Genomic DNA, 15,883 nt, shown 5'->3' with positions numbered 1-15,883 from the left:
CAAGGCTAACGAGGGCTCGGGCTGTTCGCCGACACGGTAAGGTCGAGCGCGACATGGCCTTGCGGCGCGCCGAAGCGAAGGAAAGCTTCCGACAGCGTCGCGAACACCGGTCCAGCGTCGCCCCTCAGCTTCGTGCAGAAATTCTTCGACCTGTCGAAGACCCCCGAGGCCTTGAGGAAGTCGATGCAGCCGTAGATCTCGTCCATGTGGTGGCCCTCGCCGAGCGGATAGAGCGAGAACTGCGCGGCGACCTCTTGTCCGAGATTTTTCGCACCGTCGACATGCGCCCGCGCCGCGCCGATGCGCTCGGCCAGGGACAGCTCGTGGCTGGTGCCGGAAATCGGTGTGCAGATCGGATCGTCAGGCTCGCCAGGGCAGCCACGCGACACCGTCGCCGACAACACGCAATGCACACCACTTGCCGCCGCCGAGGCGAACAGATCGCGTATGGCCGGAAAAAGCTGTTCCGGCGGGCCGACGATCAGCGTCGAGATGTCGTCGGTCTCAATGCGGAAATTTGGCCGATAGAAATCCATCGCCGAAATTGCCTTGAGGATGACGCCGACGAAATCATCGCACATCGGATACAGGGAAATCTGTGCACCTGAAAACATAGTCGCCTCGCTCCGCTGGCATTACCCAGATCAGCTTGAGGGACCGAAGGCTTGCACCTTCCATCTCAGCCCCGGCAATACGGAGCGCCCCTGTCGATATGGGCGACGTAGCAGCTGCGCGAACGATGTTCAAGCAATGGCCAGCTCTAATTTAGTCTGGCATCGTGCTGCAGGAGCCGAACTTTCTCCTCAAACCCGTTTTCCATACGGAGAACAATGCTGCACCCTTCAGCGCGATGGACGACTTGCTCTCGAGCACCGCACTAGGATTTGCTCCGGGCCACCTAAAGCATCGCAGCATCGCAACGCCGCAGGCATGGTCTTCCGGAAGCCAGCCTTCCCCTGTTTTGTCCGAAATCGCTTGCAGGGTGGGATCGTTCCGACGCTCCTTCGCGTTGGGTGAAAACCTACAAGGAGGAACGACCATGTCAGACGACAAACACGAACGCATTCGGCGCCGCGCATATGAGATCTGGGAACGAGAAGGCCAGACGCACGGTCTGCAGGAGCGCCATTGGAATCAGGCGACTGTCGAAATCGAGAACGAAGTCCGCTCGCTTGGTGCTCGCCCACTGGCAATATCTGGTGCCGATGTGCCAGCTCCCACGCAGACCCGAAGCCGAGTGAAGACAGGCAACCGCGCCGCTGGTCAATCGGATGTTGAGGCAGCGGAAGCGCTGGCGATGAGAACAGGCATCACCGGCGACCAAGCTCAAGACCTCATCGACCGCCTCGGTGACGATCCGCTGGCACTCGATGAGGCGGCGCGGAGCCTTAGAGCATCCGAAAGGTAGGCGCCGGCTGTCCAGGCAGCCCATCGCTGTACTCGACACACCGCCGCAGATTTTCAATCTCCGCCCCCAAGCGGACCGCCGCACCGGCCGAACAAATGAACACCCGCGCCTCTGGCGGAGAGAGCGGGCCGATCGGGTCGCGGTCCTGTTTCATGACGTTGGACTAAGATCGCGGTTTCGCCTTCGACGCTCGATGATGCGTCCGTTTCGACGAACAGCGTCGGCTGCCATCAGCGCCGGGAATGTTCCAGCCTCACGGCGAGCGGGCCCTGTCCTGATGAGTTCCGTCAGCGTCGCCGAGCGCTACGTTCCCCACACGAAGTCGAGGTCTGCCCGCATCGCGTGTGGGTAGAAAGCAGTGCATCAGCCCGGTTCGATTATCGCTCCCTCCACAAAACCAGTGAGGAAGGTTTTGACCCGTCGATCAGCATGGCCAGCCATCCACGTCATCGCCGCTGGTCCAACCCACAGCGACCGGTCGGGCGCACTTGGGTTTGCTGACCTGGATGGTCCGGCCGGTGCGTCCGGCCGTCGCGGATTGCGCCACTGAACGACCGAGTTCCGGTAGGTTCTCTTGATTGCACGGCACAGGAACTTGTACCTGCGTTCGACGTTGGCCGCGGCGTTAGCTTCCGCAGGGCCCGTCGAGATCGCGAAACTGCCCTCCACTATGACTGTTTCGGTCATCTTGCATCGCAGGAATTGAATCGTGGAATTCTCATCACGGCAATACCAATCGTTCTGTGCCTGAATGAACTCCGCTGAAAGCCGTGGCAGGTCCTCGGGAGACCAGATCATGCAGTAGCTGCCGATAGCAGAAATGTCTCGAGTGGTTGGGGGCGTGACCGTCTTCCACCGCGGGCCATCGACGAACAGGATAGCCGGATCGCGCAAAAGTTCGGTTACCAGAGCAGCCTCGTCATCCGTATGCATAATGAAACGAAGTTGGCTTCTCATTGTTCGACCCAATCGAGCAAGATGTCCGGTCGCGAAGACTTTGACGACCACACCCGTTTTGGAACACGGAAACAGGTCTTTAGCACTAGTTCCTAAAGTTCGTCCTTAACCCGACCTGCAACCTTAGCCGAACGCGCTGTCAGCGGCCCGAGCAGGCATAGCAGTCCGCCGAGGCAGTTTTTTGTTTCAGGTTTCAGGTCCGACCTGCTTGACCGCGGCTTCGAGCGATCTTTCAAACGCGTCGATCATCCGATCGACCTGAGGCTCGGTGATGATCAGCGGCGGGCAGAAGGCCAGCGCGTCGCCCATGTTGCGCGAGATGACGCCGTTCTGCTGCATGAAACCGTTGACGAGCCCGCCCAGCGCGCCGGCCGTCTCCCACGGCGTCTTGTCCGCCTTGTCGCCGACCAGTTCGACCGCCGCGATCAGGCCGACGCCGCGCACTTCGCCGACAAGCGGGTGCGAAGCGAACTTGCGCAGGCGCTTCTGCATATGCGCGCCGACCGTGCGCGCATTGCCGACGAGATCGCGCTCCTCGATCAGCTTCAGGTTCTCCAACGCGACCGCGGCCGCAACGGGATGGCCGCCGCCGGTGAAGCCGTGGCCGAAGGTGCCGATGCGATTGCTTTCGTCGGCAATCGGCTCGAAAACTTTTTCGTTGATCAGCAGGGCCGAGATCGGCAGGTAGGAGGAAGAGATCTGTTTCGACAGCACCATGATGTCGGGCCGGATACCGAAGGTCTGCGAGCCGAACATTTCGCCGGTTCGGCCAAAGCCGCAGATGACTTCGTCGGCAACGAGCAGGATGTCGTATTTCGACAGCACCGCCTGGATCTTCTCCCAGTAGCCGGCCGGCGGAACGATGACGCCGCCGGCGCCCATGATCGGTTCGCCGAAGAAGGCGGCGATGGTTTCCGGGCCCTCGGCCAGGATCAGCTTTTCCAAGTCGTCGGCAAGCCGGCTCGAAAACTGCTCTTCGCTCTCGCCAGGCAGCGCCTCGCGCCAGTGGTGCGGCGTCGACGTGTGCAGCACATTGGAGATCGGCAGGTCGAAGGAAATGTGGTTGTTGGGCAGGCCGGTCAGGCTTGCCGCGGCAATGGTGACGCCGTGATAGCCGCGATTGCGGCTGATGATCTTCTTGCGTGCCGGCTGGCCGAGCGCATTGGACCGGTACCAGATCATCTTCATGGCCGTATCGTTGGCCTCGGAGCCGGAATTGGTGAAATACGCCTTGCTCATCGACACTGGCGCCATCTGCACAAGCTTCTCGGCGAGATCGATCAGCGGCGAATGCGATTTGGAACCGAAGTCGTGATAGTAAGGCAGCTTGGACATCTGGCGCACCGCCGCGTCCACCAGCCGCTTCTCGGAGAAGCCGACCGCGACGCTCCAAAGCCCGGCCATCGCCTCGATGTAGCGGTTGCCGGCCAGATCCTCGACATAGATGCCGTCGCCCTTCTCGATGACGAGCGGCCCTGCCTCCTCATGCTTGCGGGCATTGGTGTAGGCGTGCAAGTGGTAGCTGATGTCGCGAGCTTCGGGAGAATTCGGTCGAGCGTCCATGATGGTTCCTGTCCTGCATGCCGGGACGTGGGTCCTGCCGCCGTTCGGCGCGCATCGCCTCTTGCATTATGCTGTTTGATGCATCTGTTTCTCGTAAGGGTGTCAAGCCCTTTCGGGAAGGGCTGGCGGATGGACATAGACATGCAGAATTTCAGCTTCGAGGCCGCAGAACGCGAGGACCTGCGCGAAGCCGTCTGTGCGCATCGCCGGGTCGTTATCGTTGAAATGCTCACCAGCAGGCACAACAACAAGGCTGAGGTGGCCTGATCATGGACCGCGTCGACTGCATCGTTGCCGGCGCCGGGGTCGTCGGCCTCGCGATCGCGCGCGAGATGGCGCAGCGCGGCATGGACACCCTGATCCTCGAAGCCGAGAACGCCATCGGCACCGGGATTAGCTCGCGCAATTCCGAGGTCATCCATGCCGGCATCTACTATCCGGCCGGATCGCTGAAGGCCCGGCTCTGCGTGGCAGGCCGGGAAAAGCTCTACCGTTATTGCCAGGAGCGGGCGGTGCCGCATGCGCGCTGCGGCAAGCTCATCGTCGCCACGAATGCCGGACAGGAGCCGGTGCTCGCTTTCATCCTGGCCAACGCCTCTGCTTGCGGCGCGGGCAACCTGACGCCCTTAACCGCCGCCGAGGCGCGCAGGCTGGAGCCGAAACTGCGATGCACGGCGGCCCTTTTGTCTCCCGCAACCGGCATCATCGACAGCCACGCCCTGATGCTGGCGCTGCTGGGCGACGCCGAGAAGCACGGGGCGACACTCAGCCTCAACACCCGCATCGTCGCCGGCCGCATCGAGAGTGGGCGCATCGTGCTCGACACGGTCGACAGCACCAGCGGCGGCTTTGAAATCGCCACCGCGCGCTTCATCAACGCCGCCGGGCTTGGCGCCACGGCACTTGCCGGCTCGCTTGACGGGCTCGACCGGCAATTCGTGCCAGAACTACGCTACGCCAAGGGCAATTATTTTTCGGTCGCCGGCCGGGCGCCGTTCTCGCGACTGGTCTATCCCATACCCGAACCCGGCGGGCTCGGCGTGCATCTGACGCTCGACCTCGACGGCGTCGCCCGCTTCGGGCCTGACGTCGAATGGACGGATCAACTCGACTATCGCGTCGATCCAGCGCGTGGCGAGCGCTTTTACGACGAGGTCCGCAAATACTGGCCGGACCTCGCCGATGGCAGCCTGCAGCCGGCCTATAGCGGCATCCGGCCGAAGCTCTCCGGTCCCGGCGAAGCCAATGCCGACTTCGTCATCCAGGACGCGGCGGTGCACGGCGTGGAGAGCCTCGTCAATTTGTTCGGCATCGAGAGGCCCGGCCTGACCTCAAGCCTGGCGATCGCCGACCATGTCGCGCAGCGCCTCGCGCCGAAGGCGACATCGAGCGAGCGTGCCCGCTGCTAAAAGCATAGCCAAAAACGCACGTAAGCCATCCGTAAGTCGGGGTCGCAGAACCTGGGTCCGTCGATCACAGCCGATTACCGGAGGCCTCAAGCTCTCCGGAACCGTCGGCTCCATGACGAGGAGGATCCGATGCGGCTCGACAACGATCACGGGCCATTCCGCCGGGACGACGCGCTATCCGAATGGCGCACTGCCTCGGCGCTGGCCGATCTCTTGTCCTTCGAACCGTCGAGTTTTGACGCGAAACCGAAGGCTGCGGCTTCTGGCCGGACCGCGGAGGCGCTTTCACGATTTGTGGCGGCGATCCGGGCGCGTATGACCGGTCCTGGCGGCTACTATAATCTTGGCAACGCGCTCGGGCTGGTGATGGGCCTCACGATCCAGCTCACCGCCCCCCAAGGGTCCGGCATGGGCGGCACCGGCCTGTTCGACTATTTCGCTGGCAGCAGCGGTGCGGTGGCGCTGACGCTGGCGACGCTGGTCTTCTTCTGCAGCGGCGAAGTCTATCACCGCGCCTGGGCCAGGCGGGACGTCCCCGATCCGGCTTTTAACCGCCTCGCCGATCTCCTATCGGGGATCGGCGCCATCGGGCTTGGCATAGCGCTGTTCCTGTTCGGCCAGCCGGTGCTGGCCGCGACCGCCGGACTGTTGCACGCGCTCGGCAAATTCGGCAGCGCTGCCTACAGGCCCGGCGCCTGCGCGCCCGGGTGGCCGGCTGGCCCGATCCTTTCCGCAGCGCGGTGCTGGCCAGCCGCCTGCCCGCGATGCTCGCGGCGGCGCTGTCGATGGGCGCCGCCTTTCCTGAGGTGTGGGTGGGCGGTTCCCCTGCCCTTGTTGCCGCGCCGCTGACATTGCTTGCCTGTTACCTGCTGTGGGCCAGGGCCGACCTTCTGCTGTTTGCCAACAGCGCCTGCGAAAGCGCGTCCGCACGGCCCAGGCGCCGTAGACCGCCCAAGGCAACCAAACGACCGGGACCATCGATATGAAGAACCGTTTCGAAGCCATACCGAACCCAAGCTGCCGGTTCGAGATCTGGGACAATGAGACCGGCGAGCCCGTCGTCCATCACGACCGGCTGCTCACCTTCGCCTCGGCGAAGTTGGCTGCAAGGATCGCCGACTTCCTTAATGACAGCCGTAGCCACCGGCGCCACGCCGGCGCCCCCGAATGGCGCGTTGCTGACCGCGATATCTCGTCTTGCCACAAACTTTAACGAAGAATAGAACGCTTTGGTACAGAACATCGATAGATAATAACGGCGTGGCGACCATCATTCGCTGCAACGTGAAGATGAGAGACCAAAGTGAACATGACCAAGCGAACAATATTAGCAACGATTCAGATAGCACTTATGTCGGCCTCAACGATTGCCTTCGCTGCCGAGGCTCCAACGCTGCCAGCCGATCTGTCGAAGAATTCCAACGACCTGCAACGTGCCGTATGGGCCTGCGAGGGTGGAGCGCAGTTTTTCCAGGAAGGTTCGGGCCAGAAAGGCTCGGTTCGGACACGATTCTTCTTGGGCACGGTCGACGCCAGTGCCAGCAGAAGCGAACAGCCGCTCACGCTCCAAGACAACCGCTTGTCGGGTCTGGGCAGCCTTTCGGACGACAAGGGCTGGTCCAATATTCGCTTCGATTGCACGCTTTCGCCGGACCTGCGAAAGCCGACGGCGTTCAAATTCGAAGTGGTCTCGCCGATACCGGAAAGCAGCTCCCCGCCAGATGACTCCGACGCGGCGAAGGCCGCGGATGCCGGCAAGAATTGGTCTGTGGACGCCAGCGGTCCGATCGTTCTGACGCATGGGGAAACCGACGATCGGGACTTCGTCGCCAGTTGTGTCAAATCATCAGGGGAAATCCAGGTTTCCCTGACCAACACCCTGAAATGGCTGAAGGACGGCAGCTATGTCACGGTCGGCATCTCAGGCGGTCCGGCTCGGGGCTCTATGTCGGCCGGGGCGTGATCGACGACAAGCTTGGCGTCGCAATGCCGGTATTCAAGGCCAGCGCCAAGGACCCCCTCTTGAGCTGGATCGCATCCGGAAGCAGTCTTCACATCAACCTTGGCGGCGAATCCACCTACGATGTCTCCCTCAAGGGCAGTGCCCAAGCCGCCAAGGCCTTCGCGGCAGCCTGCAGTTCGTGAGAACCTGTAGCCTCTAGTTGATGAGAGCCTCTAGTTGATGAGACTGGGGACTTCGGCGGATTGTCGCCATGACCGATGAGCCAGGCCGTGAGCCGGCGCGTGAGCCCCAGGATTTGGAGCGCCTGCTGATTTCCCGGCAGTGGGTGGGAAACGTCGACGACATGGCCGCGCTTTTTGAGCCGCATGCCGTCGTCGACAGCGGTGAGGGGCGACTGACGCTGGGCCGCGAAGCGATCCGGGCACTCTTCGCGGGACATCACCGCAACGGACTGAAAATTTGTGGCCGGAAAATCAGTCCCCGCCTGTTATCAGCGGAGATTTTCGCACTCACGCCAACCCGCCTTCCCGATGGCAGCGTAACCGCCGAGGTCGCCCGCCGCCAGGGCGACTGGACATGGCCATGGGTCATCGATCGATTCGCCGTTGCGTAGCGTCGGCCTGACGCAAGTACTCACCGACGGCCTTATCCTTGACGGACCGGGAACCATAATCCGGCACAATGGTTGTGTGGTCACCAAGTGATCCTCCCCGAGCAAACCGGAAAACGGAAGGAACGATCATGCGCATGTTGACGACGATTGCCGCCCTTTCGGGATTGGCCTTGGCGCAGCCGATCCACGCGCAATCCACCGACCCGCAGCTTCCCCAAATCGCGCCCACTGCCCCGGAAGCCCTGCCCGGTCCAACCCTGCCCGACCAGACGCCGCCTGACCAGACGCCGCCTGACCAGGCCCTGCCCGACCAAGCCGTGCCGGATCAAGGTTTCACCGACCAGAACTTTACTGGCATTGCAATCGTCGCCCTCGAGGATTTGCCTCCGGAGCTCAAAACACAAGCCGAGGCCGTGATCACCCAGACCAGCGTTGAAGATCTGCTTACCCTGCAGAGCTCGATCGATGCGTCGCCGCAGGCAGCAACGGCGCTGGCGGCGAGCGGCCTGGATTCCTCGCAAGTTGTCGCCGCCAACATCGATGGCAATGGCACGCTGACGCTGATCATCCAGACAACGACCTGATCGGCGGTCCGGGCGTGGCGGCCGGAGCATTCGGCTTCGGCCGTAAGAACCCAGTACGGCGGGAACACCGTCATGGTCGAAGCAGCAGTTCGCAACTTCACCCTCAACTTCGGGCCGCAGCATCCCTCTGCTCACGGCGTTCTGCGGCTGGTGCTGGAACTGGACGGCGAGATCGTCGACCGCGCCGATCCCCATATCGGCCTGCTCCACCGCGGCACGGAAAAACTTATCGAGTACAAGACCTATCTGCAGGCCCTGCCCTATTTCGACCGGCTCGATTACGTGGCGCCGATGAACCAGGAGCATGCGTTCTGCCTCGCCGCCGAGAAGCTGCTCGAAATCTCGGTCCCGAAGCGCGGACAGCTCATCCGTGTTCTCTTTTGCGAAATCGGCCGGCTCTTGTCGCATCTCCTCAACGTTACGACACAGGCCATGGACATCGGCGCGCTCACCCCGCCGCTCTGGGGTTTCGCCGAGCGCGAGAAGCTGATGGTTTTCTACGAGCGCGCCTCCGGCGCCCGCATGCATGCTAATTATTTCAGGGTCGGCGGCGTGCATCAGGACTTGCCTGCGAAGCTTCTGGACGACATCTGGGCTTTCTGCGACCCGTTCCTCAAGGTCTGCGACAACCTCGACGAATTGCTCACCGGCAACCGCATCTTCAAGCAGCGCAATGTCGATGTCGGTGTGATCGGGCAGGACGACGCCTGGGCCTGGGGCTTCTCCGGCCCCATGGTGCGCGGGTCGGGAGCGGCATGGGATTTGCGCAAGGCACAGCCATATGAATGCTACCCCGAGATGGATTTCGACATTCCGATCGGCAAGAACGGCGACTGCTATGACCGCTATCTCGTCCGCATGGAGGAAATGCGCCAATCGGTCCGGATCATGAAGCAATGCCTGGAGAAATTGAGATCGCCCGAAGGCCGCGGGCCGGTCGCGATCCCGAACCAGAAGATCACGCCGCCGCCGCGGGCGTCGATGAAGCGCTCAATGGAAGCGACGATCCACCACTTCAAACTCTACACGGAAGGTATTCGCGTGCCCGAAGGAGAGGTCTACGCCGCGGTGGAGGCGCCGAAGGGCGAGTTCGGCGTCTATCTGGTGTCGAACGGCAGCAATACACCGTATCGATGCAAGATCCGGGCGCCGTCCTTTGCCCATTTGCAGGCGATGGATTTTCTGTCGCGGGGGCACATGATCGCCGATGTCGCTGCGATCATCGGGTCGCTCGATATCGTGTTCGGCGAGATCGACCGCTGACCACCCACAGGGCGTTTCAGATTTCGAGCAAGGCGTAAGGACGGCCGGTCGGCTTCGCCACGTGCATGGCGACGTTATATACCGGGGCACCGCCGGGCGTGCGACCTTCATAGACGCCGCGATGCGCGTGGCCATGCACCACGGCGCTGACCTTGAACCGATCGATCGTCTCCGCCAGGCGCGACGAGCCTAGGAACGGAAAAATCTCCAATGGCTCGCCAGCGACTGTCTCGACGACCGGAGCGTAGTGCAGGACGACGAGCGTACGATTGGTGCGAACCTGCCGCATTGCGTTTTCGAGCCGCATCGACTCGCTGACGCTTTCAGCGACCATCGCCTTGATCGCCGGCTCGCCGAACGAGCCGAGCATGCGTGATCCAAAACCGCCAATGAAACCCTTCACGCCGACAAAGCCGACCTCCTTGATTTCCGCCGTCTGACCGTCAAGAAGATGGACGCCTGCCTGCCGAAGGATGTGGGCGACGTCCTCGACCGCACCGGATTCATAGTCATGGTTGCCGAGCACGGCGACGACCGGGATTGCGCAGGCGCGCAAATCCTCAGCAAGGATTTCGGCCTCTCGGGGCCTGCCGAGATTGGTGAGGTCGCCAGTGAGAACGAGGACGTCCGCTTCGCGCGAGACCTCGCCGAAGAGATCACGACAAGAGGTCTCGGCGTCTTCCTGCACGTGCAAGTCGCCAACAGCCGCAATCCTCACCGTGTCGCCGTTCCCAACCCTTGCCTTGGCGGTTATGCCCTTCTCAGCCATCACGAAATTCTCCTGTTCCACCGACGCCGGCAAAGCCCCATTCCTTGACGTCGATCTCGTAGTCAGTCGGCGAAAGCAGCCGTCCGCGGCAGATCTTCATTCGGGGAGTGGGCAGCTCCCTCTGCTTGGCGAGACGGTCAAGCAATTCGTCGAGCAGCCAGGCCGGTACATGATCGCGCTCGCTCGGATAGATCCATCGGAAATTGAGAAGCTGCATCAACAGCACCTCCCAATGAACTTCGAGGTAGGAAAGCAGCCGGTGCCAGTCGATCTGATCCTGCGCCTTGAGGATTGTATGAGCGACGTCGGCGCCGTCATGGCGGCCTCTGTCTTGGATGAAGCACTTGGACCAGATAAGCTCGGTCGGACCGACGATCCGCACCCGACTGCCCAGCAAATCGATTTGCCTTGCGTGCTCCAGCCACAGGTCGCTGACAGGCATGGTTCCGTTCGCCGAGGCGAATATGACGTCAAAGAAATGCGTGCCCTTGAAGACCTTGCCGAGCCACCGGTCATCCAATATCTCGACCGCATAACCGGCCTGCTTGAAATGAGCGAGAATGCGGGCGTAATCGCCGGCCTTGCAGAAAATGTCGAGATCCTTCGTCTGGCGCGTAACCCCTGTGTAGGCGCTCACCGCGTAGGTGCCGGCGACAAGAAAGGGAATGTCCGTCGCGGCAAGCTCGCGGATCGCCTCGGTGTAGAATACCTCGGCCTCGGCGTAGCGAAGCGTTGGCTCCGCTTTTGCGTCGATCGTCGGAACCGATGCCGGGATGGCGCGTCCCTTTGGAGAATCGTTGGTCATGAAATCGTGGCTCCGAGGCACCCGCAACTTGCAACTGTCCGTCTTTAAACAAAGCCGCCGCCCCATGGTTCCGTTGCCGACAAGGCGGAGCCTTTTTCGCCGCTAGTGAGTTGAAGGTGTGGACAAACCAGCTGCACGGAGGTGACCATGGAGGACGGGCGCAAAGCGGTACGCGTCAGGCTGAGTGGAAGGGTGCAAGGCGTCTCTTTTCGCGTGTGGACACGGACCGAAGCCGAGAAGCTCGGTCTGTCCGGATGGGTTCGCAACGAGGATGACGGATCCGTAACGGCACTGATCGTCGGAGCCGAGGGCGCGGTTTCGACGATGATGAACCGGTTGTGGGAAGGGCCGACCGGGGCGTCGGTCTCCAGCGTGAAAACCCAAGACGTCGATCCCGGCCAGGAGCCGAACGGATTCAGGATTGTCGGCTAGCAAGCGGGTACCGGTTTGGAAATGCTTAAGCAAAAGCAAGGCCTCAGCGACTCTTGCCTTCTGCCGCCGGGAACAATCGGCAGCCAGCGCCGTTTGAACCGATCAGCCAAGACAAAGTCACTGGAGCAGATGGCTTTCCGCTCAGTTCGGCGAGAAAGCTTCTCGGGTCAGCTTCGGACTACCAACGGACAGTTCAATGTATGCTCTTGCACTAGCCACTGACTACGACGGCACGCTCGCGGAAAACGGGATCGTTTCCGATGCCACCCGTGCCGCGCTCGGGCGGCTGAAGGAAACCGGCCGCAAGTTGATAATGGTCACCGGTCGCGAGCTTGCCGACCTCGAAAGCGTTTTCCCGGAGCTTGGCATTTTCGACAAGGTCGTCGCCGAAAATGGCGCGCTCGTCTACACGCCGGCTTCGAAGGAGGAGCGCATCCTGGCGCCTGCGCCTCCGGCGGAATTCGTCGACAGGCTGATGATCCGCAAGATCGCGCCCCTGTCGATAGGACGTTCCGTCGTCGCCACCAGGGAGCCCAACGAAACCATCGTGCTGGAAGTGATCAAGGACCTTGGCCTGGAGCTGGAGATCATCTTCAACAAGGGTGCCGTCATGGTGCTGCCGAGCGGAGTCAACAAGGCGACCGGTCTTGCGGCTGCCCTCGAGGATCTGGGATTGTCTGCCCACAATGTCGTCGGCATCGGCGATGCGGAGAACGACCATGCCTTTCTGCGCGCCGTCGGCTTCGGAGTTGCAGTCGCCAATGCACTGCCGAAGGTAAGGGAGACGGCGGGCCACGTGACGAATGGTGCCCGCGGCGCGGGCGTGAGGGAGTTGATTGAGGGCCTCATCTCGCATGACGCCGCCTTGCTGGACACGGCGCGGCAACGCATTGAGATTGGCGCGGACGACGGGTCGGGCGCGGTGATGCACCTTTCACCGCGCGGCGGCGGCGTGCTGCTGGCCGGCACGTCGGGGATCGGGAAATCCACCCTCGCCACCGCCCTGACCGAACGCTTCGTCGAGCAAGGCTTCCAGTTTTGCGTGCTCGACCCGGAGGGCGACTACGAGGAACTGGAGGACGTGCTGGTGGTTGGCGACGCCAAAAGCCCGCCGAGCTCGCGCGAAATCTTCGACCTCTTGTCCAAACCGTCCAACAATGTCGCCGTCAACATGCTCGGGATCAAGACCGCGGAGCGGCCAAACGCCTTCGCCAAGCTGCTGCCGGAGCTTGCCGCGCTTCGCGCCCGCACCGGACGCCCGCACTGGCTGATCATCGACGAAGCACACCACCTGTTGCCGCATGCGCGGGATGGCACATCCTTTGCGCTTCCAAAAAGCCTTTCGGCGACCATTCTGGTCACAGTTCATCCCGATCTGGTTTCGCGGGACGTGCTGGCAGGTGTCGATACGGTGCTGGCTCTTGGCCCGGAAGCCGACAAGGTCGTCGAAAGCTTCTGTGGCGCAATAGGCGAAGACGTGCCGCAGGGCGTCGTGCCGCCACCGGAAAACAAGGTCTTGTATTGGAACCGGTCGACAGGCGATCCCGCAAGACCGATCTCGATCGAGCGTCCCCGGCAGGAACGCAAGCGCCATATCCGCAAGTATGCCGAGGGTGATCTTGGCGACAATAGTTTCTATTTCCGCGGCGCGGACGGCAAGCTCAACCTGAAAGCGCAAAATCTCATGATGTTCCTCCACATCGCCGAGGGGATCGACGACCGCACCTGGGAGCATCACTTGCGCGCGGGCGACTATTCGGCCTGGTTCCGCGATCAGGTCAAGGACAAGGGACTTGCGGAGGAAGCGGCTGTCATCGAGGATGACGAGAGTCTCGATCCGCATAGAAGCCGCGCCGCCATCGCGGAAGCGGTCCATCGCCGCTACACGGCGCCCGCCGACTGAAATCAGCCCATGCCTGTCGTATCGAGGCGCATTGTATCTTCGCCGATGGCGGATCGCCGCCGAACGGCATATCCGCACATCAACGACCACTGATGCGAGGCGTGAAAATCGCTTCGCCGCCTCCATCACCCGAACATGCCGGCCCCTAGTGTGAATGCCGGCAGCGTGAATGCCCTAGCGTCAATGCATGAATGTTCCTCGCAGCCAGGCGAAGAAACCGAACCTCTCGGACATTGCCGCACGGACGCGAGAGGCAGCCCATCGCGCTCGTATCGTGGCGCCGACATGGCAGTGGCAGACAATTTCGTGCAACTGCCAGTCAGTCAGTTCGAAGAAGCGCCTGGCTTCACCGTAGGTGTCGTCTCTCAAGCCTTGCGCACGAAAGATTGGGTCCTCGAAGGCAACCGTGAGAGGCGAGTCGTTGTAACGCATTTTTTCGCGTATCTCAGGGGACTTATATTCGGTGCCCGTCAGCGCTTCGAGACGCCGATCGGGATTTTTCTCCAGCAGTTTCGCCCAACGTTCGAGACGCTGGCTTCGGGTCGCTACGAGGTCTGTTGCTTCGGCGTGAACGTCGGCAACGGTATGCAGTTGGTCAAGTGTCTGGTGCTTCACGGCCGCCTCCTATTCAGTAGGTGAGTTCGTCCCACCCTGAAATGGAAATTATGGCGCTCCACGACGCCGACAAGGCCCTTATGCGCGGACCATTCGATCACTTTTCTGACGGCACCGTCCTGCCATGAGCGCTCGATGCCTGCGGGGTCATCGGAGGCTCCCATCGGAACCATAGGCAAGCGTGGTCGTTCTGCGTGCATCGGCCCGTAGAGCGAAACCGGTCGAAACGGGTAGGCGTCAAAAATCCGGCGGACGTCGGCGACCCGCCAAGGCAGAGTGCAGCGAGCGGAAGGAAATCACACCATGGCCATTCTTCCCACTCCCGAACCAACGCCCACTCCGGCGCCCACGCCACCGCCATTTCCTGAACCGAAGCCTGTACGTGAGCCGGATCCGGACAGACTTCCCGACGAAGCTCCCGTCCCCAATCCGGATGAAAATGATGCGCCGCTGAAAATCGGTCCTAAAGCATCCAATCCCGACATTTGACGGAGCGGGTTGGCGTCAAGCGATCGGGGAGACGCTCGTTCCAGATCGCTCAGTGCCGGATGTCGGGGCATGCGCGGCCGAGTGGCCAGCATGCGCGATGCCGTCGCCGGCAGGCATCAGATCGAGCGCTGTGGCGAAGCGAACTCGGAGGCCTGCCGTAGATGCTGGCGCAGCAGCGCCTCGGCCCATTCGATCTCGCCCGCTTCGACGGCATCGAGAATGGCCAGATGTTCCCGGCAGGACTGCTCGATGCGTTCCGCCGGCAATTCCTCGAAACCCGCTGATTCCTGCAACCGGCGCAGATTGTTCTGCTGGCGCACCGCATCGGCCAGGAACCGGTTGCCGGAGCAGGCCGCGAGTCCTTCGTGAAAGGATGCATTGATCCGGAACCATTCGTCGCCGCCGATCAGTGTCTTGCCCGTCGACACGATCGCCAGGATGCGCTCGTGAGCGCGCCGGACAGGCGCCAGCTGCTGAGGACCCGCATTGAACATGGGCGACCGCAGCGCCGCGCATTCGACGGCCATCCGGAATTCATAGCTTTCCCGGTAGGCGTCCTCGCCGACAAGTGTGTCGGCGAAACGCCAGCCATGCCCCGGCAGGCGCTGCACCAGCCCTTCGGCGGCAAAGCGGAGCAGGAGCTTGCGCACGACGCCGCGCGACACCTGATAGCGCGGCATCAATTCCGCCTCGGACACCTCCTGGGGCAATTGGCCAAGCGCGCGCTCCCGCATCATCCTGCGGTAAAGCTCCTCGAGCGGAGAGCTGGGCAGGATATCCTCCGGGTCGAGGTCGGCGACATCGCGCGCCAATTGCAGCCCCCTCGTCTCGAAGGGACTTAAGATGCCCTGGGCGACCAGCAGTTCCAGCGCCGCGCTGACGGGGGAACGCGAAACGCCGAACGTGCGGGCAAGGTCCGGCACCGAGACGCGGGTTCCGACCGTCCAGCCTGAATCCCTGATCCGCTCCAGGATCCGCCGCGCCAGATCGATCTGCAGTGGACTGGCCGCCTCGCTGCGTGCCGGCCGGTCGATCATCGTTTCGGTCATATCCACTTCCTCAAGCGTTCGCATTATAGATATGCGCCACGCAGTTCGAACTGGCAATCTA

Annotated in this window: 20 protein-coding genes and 1 riboswitch; of the genes, 13 read left to right on the top strand and 7 right to left on the bottom strand. The window is 62.1% G+C overall.

Annotation, left to right across the window (positions count from 1 at the left end):
• Window positions 1-5 precede the first annotated feature (5 nt).
• On the bottom strand, window positions 6-614 hold the full coding sequence (locus tag ACWTU7_RS05120) for a YkoF family thiamine/hydroxymethylpyrimidine-binding protein (protein ID WP_455837657.1): 609 nt from the start codon (window positions 612-614) through the stop codon (window positions 6-8).
• Window positions 605-716, bottom strand: a riboswitch (TPP riboswitch). It overlaps the preceding gene by 10 nt.
• Before the next feature lie 134 nt (window positions 717-850).
• Here ACWTU7_RS05120 and ACWTU7_RS05115 point away from each other — a divergent pair.
• Window positions 851-1,408 (top strand): DUF2934 domain-containing protein, encoded by a 558-nt coding sequence (locus ACWTU7_RS05115; RefSeq protein ID WP_455846499.1) that lies wholly within the window; start codon window positions 851-853, stop codon window positions 1,406-1,408.
• 363 nt (window positions 1,409-1,771) lie between these two features.
• Here the strand turns inward: ACWTU7_RS05115 and ACWTU7_RS05110 are convergent, their stop codons facing one another.
• Both ACWTU7_RS05110 and ACWTU7_RS05105 read right to left on the bottom strand, forming a co-directional pair.
• On the bottom strand, window positions 1,772-2,365 hold the full coding sequence (locus ACWTU7_RS05110) for a hypothetical protein (protein WP_287337695.1): 594 nt from the start codon (window positions 2,363-2,365) through the stop codon (window positions 1,772-1,774).
• Window positions 2,366-2,551: 186 nt separating this feature from the next.
• Complete coding sequence (locus ACWTU7_RS05105; RefSeq protein ID WP_455837659.1) at window positions 2,552-3,928, bottom strand: aspartate aminotransferase family protein; 1,377 nt, start codon at window positions 3,926-3,928, stop codon at window positions 2,552-2,554.
• A gap of 141 nt (window positions 3,929-4,069) precedes the next feature.
• Here ACWTU7_RS05105 and ACWTU7_RS05100 point away from each other — a divergent pair, with 141 nt between their 5' ends.
• From ACWTU7_RS05100 to ACWTU7_RS05060, 9 genes are all read left to right on the top strand, one after another.
• Window positions 4,070-4,195 carry a hypothetical protein gene (locus ACWTU7_RS05100; protein ID WP_455837660.1) on the top strand — a complete coding sequence of 42 codons (126 nt, stop codon included), beginning with the start codon at window positions 4,070-4,072 and terminating at the stop codon, window positions 4,193-4,195.
• Between the two features lie 2 nt (window positions 4,196-4,197).
• Window positions 4,198-5,337, top strand: a complete 1,140-nt coding sequence (locus tag ACWTU7_RS05095; protein WP_455837661.1) for an NAD(P)/FAD-dependent oxidoreductase — start codon at window positions 4,198-4,200, stop codon at window positions 5,335-5,337.
• Window positions 5,338-5,466: 129 nt separating this feature from the next.
• Window positions 5,467-6,186 (top strand): hypothetical protein, encoded by a 720-nt coding sequence (locus ACWTU7_RS05090; protein WP_455837662.1) that lies wholly within the window; start codon window positions 5,467-5,469, stop codon window positions 6,184-6,186.
• 133 nt (window positions 6,187-6,319) lie between these two features.
• Window positions 6,320-6,550, top strand: coding sequence for a hypothetical protein (locus ACWTU7_RS05085; protein ID WP_455837663.1), 231 nt, complete (start codon window positions 6,320-6,322; stop codon window positions 6,548-6,550).
• Between the two features lie 90 nt (window positions 6,551-6,640).
• Entirely contained in the window at window positions 6,641-7,300 is a 660-nt protein-coding gene (locus ACWTU7_RS05080; protein WP_455837664.1) for a hypothetical protein, read from the top strand.
• Window positions 7,297-7,482 (top strand): hypothetical protein, encoded by a 186-nt coding sequence (locus ACWTU7_RS05075; protein ID WP_455837665.1) that lies wholly within the window; start codon window positions 7,297-7,299, stop codon window positions 7,480-7,482. The genes ACWTU7_RS05080 and ACWTU7_RS05075 overlap by 4 nt, the downstream gene beginning before the upstream one ends.
• 68 nt (window positions 7,483-7,550) lie before the next feature.
• Entirely contained in the window at window positions 7,551-7,913 is a 363-nt protein-coding gene (locus ACWTU7_RS05070) for a hypothetical protein (protein WP_455837666.1), read from the top strand.
• Window positions 7,914-8,083: 170 nt separating this feature from the next.
• The gene (locus tag ACWTU7_RS05065; protein WP_455837667.1) at window positions 8,084-8,497 is read left to right on the top strand and encodes a hypothetical protein; all 414 of its coding nucleotides are present in this window, start codon (window positions 8,084-8,086) and stop codon (window positions 8,495-8,497) included.
• 72 nt (window positions 8,498-8,569) lie between these two features.
• Window positions 8,570-9,760, top strand: a complete 1,191-nt coding sequence (locus ACWTU7_RS05060; protein WP_287337686.1) for an NADH-quinone oxidoreductase subunit D — start codon at window positions 8,570-8,572, stop codon at window positions 9,758-9,760.
• Between the two features lie 16 nt (window positions 9,761-9,776).
• On the opposite strand, the gene ACWTU7_RS05055 is transcribed toward ACWTU7_RS05060, so the two are convergent.
• Window positions 9,777-10,529 carry a metallophosphoesterase family protein gene (locus ACWTU7_RS05055; RefSeq protein ID WP_029350563.1) on the bottom strand — a complete coding sequence of 251 codons (753 nt, stop codon included), beginning with the start codon at window positions 10,527-10,529 and terminating at the stop codon, window positions 9,777-9,779.
• The gene (locus ACWTU7_RS05050; protein ID WP_029350560.1) at window positions 10,522-11,334 is read right to left on the bottom strand and encodes a nucleotidyltransferase family protein; all 813 of its coding nucleotides are present in this window, start codon (window positions 11,332-11,334) and stop codon (window positions 10,522-10,524) included. Before ACWTU7_RS05050 ends, ACWTU7_RS05055 begins: the two co-directional genes overlap by 8 nt.
• Window positions 11,335-11,481: 147 nt before the next feature.
• Between ACWTU7_RS05050 and ACWTU7_RS05045 the strand changes: the two genes are divergently transcribed.
• Both ACWTU7_RS05045 and ACWTU7_RS05040 read left to right on the top strand, forming a co-directional pair.
• A complete protein-coding gene (locus ACWTU7_RS05045) occupies window positions 11,482-11,766 on the top strand; it encodes an acylphosphatase (protein WP_455837668.1) in 285 nt (94 codons plus the stop codon).
• 196 nt (window positions 11,767-11,962) lie between these two features.
• Complete coding sequence (locus ACWTU7_RS05040) at window positions 11,963-13,669, top strand: HAD family hydrolase (protein WP_455837669.1); 1,707 nt, start codon at window positions 11,963-11,965, stop codon at window positions 13,667-13,669.
• Between the two features lie 180 nt (window positions 13,670-13,849).
• Here the strand turns inward: ACWTU7_RS05040 and ACWTU7_RS05035 are convergent, their stop codons facing one another.
• Window positions 13,850-14,284, bottom strand: coding sequence for a hypothetical protein (locus ACWTU7_RS05035; protein WP_082982175.1), 435 nt, complete (start codon window positions 14,282-14,284; stop codon window positions 13,850-13,852).
• Window positions 14,285-14,587: 303 nt separating this feature from the next.
• Here ACWTU7_RS05035 and ACWTU7_RS05030 point away from each other — a divergent pair, with 303 nt between their 5' ends.
• On the top strand, window positions 14,588-14,773 hold the full coding sequence (locus ACWTU7_RS05030) for a hypothetical protein (RefSeq protein ID WP_036267210.1): 186 nt from the start codon (window positions 14,588-14,590) through the stop codon (window positions 14,771-14,773).
• 116 nt (window positions 14,774-14,889) lie between these two features.
• Here the strand turns inward: ACWTU7_RS05030 and ACWTU7_RS05025 are convergent, their stop codons facing one another.
• Window positions 14,890-15,822, bottom strand: coding sequence for a GntR family transcriptional regulator (locus ACWTU7_RS05025; protein WP_455837670.1), 933 nt, complete (start codon window positions 15,820-15,822; stop codon window positions 14,890-14,892).
• Between the last annotated feature and the right edge of the window lie 61 nt (window positions 15,823-15,883).

It is taken from the genome of Mesorhizobium sp. BHscii, from assembly GCF_053848065.1.
Note: the sequence above shows the minus strand (reverse complement) of the source record. Positions and strands in the feature narration are given on the sequence as shown.

Excerpts from the sequence above, each read along its gene's own strand:
- ACWTU7_RS05085 (WP_455837663.1), top strand. The coding sequence starts at position 6,320 with ATGAAGAACCGTTTCGAAGCCATACCGAACCCAAGCTGCCGGTTCGAG.
- ACWTU7_RS05050 (WP_029350560.1), bottom strand. The coding sequence starts at position 11,334 with ATGACCAACGATTCTCCAAAGGGACGCGCCATCCCGGCATCGGTTCCG.
- ACWTU7_RS05040 (WP_455837669.1), top strand. The coding sequence starts at position 11,963 with ATGTATGCTCTTGCACTAGCCACTGACTACGACGGCACGCTCGCGGAA.
- ACWTU7_RS05100 (WP_455837660.1), top strand. The coding sequence starts at position 4,070 with ATGCAGAATTTCAGCTTCGAGGCCGCAGAACGCGAGGACCTGCGCGAA.
- ACWTU7_RS05060 (WP_287337686.1), top strand. The coding sequence starts at position 8,570 with ATGGTCGAAGCAGCAGTTCGCAACTTCACCCTCAACTTCGGGCCGCAG.
- ACWTU7_RS05030 (WP_036267210.1), top strand. The coding sequence starts at position 14,588 with ATGGCCATTCTTCCCACTCCCGAACCAACGCCCACTCCGGCGCCCACG.
- ACWTU7_RS05110 (WP_287337695.1), bottom strand. The coding sequence starts at position 2,365 with ATGAGAAGCCAACTTCGTTTCATTATGCATACGGATGACGAGGCTGCT.
- ACWTU7_RS05070 (WP_455837666.1), top strand. The coding sequence starts at position 7,551 with ATGACCGATGAGCCAGGCCGTGAGCCGGCGCGTGAGCCCCAGGATTTG.
- ACWTU7_RS05055 (WP_029350563.1), bottom strand. The coding sequence starts at position 10,529 with ATGGCTGAGAAGGGCATAACCGCCAAGGCAAGGGTTGGGAACGGCGAC.
- ACWTU7_RS05045 (WP_455837668.1), top strand. The coding sequence starts at position 11,482 with ATGGAGGACGGGCGCAAAGCGGTACGCGTCAGGCTGAGTGGAAGGGTG.
- ACWTU7_RS05025 (WP_455837670.1), bottom strand. The coding sequence starts at position 15,822 with ATGACCGAAACGATGATCGACCGGCCGGCACGCAGCGAGGCGGCCAGT.
- ACWTU7_RS05120 (WP_455837657.1), bottom strand. The coding sequence starts at position 614 with ATGTTTTCAGGTGCACAGATTTCCCTGTATCCGATGTGCGATGATTTC.
- ACWTU7_RS05115 (WP_455846499.1), top strand. The coding sequence starts at position 851 with ATGGACGACTTGCTCTCGAGCACCGCACTAGGATTTGCTCCGGGCCAC.
- ACWTU7_RS05090 (WP_455837662.1), top strand. The coding sequence starts at position 5,467 with ATGCGGCTCGACAACGATCACGGGCCATTCCGCCGGGACGACGCGCTA.
- ACWTU7_RS05105 (WP_455837659.1), bottom strand. The coding sequence starts at position 3,928 with ATGGACGCTCGACCGAATTCTCCCGAAGCTCGCGACATCAGCTACCAC.
- ACWTU7_RS05095 (WP_455837661.1), top strand. The coding sequence starts at position 4,198 with ATGGACCGCGTCGACTGCATCGTTGCCGGCGCCGGGGTCGTCGGCCTC.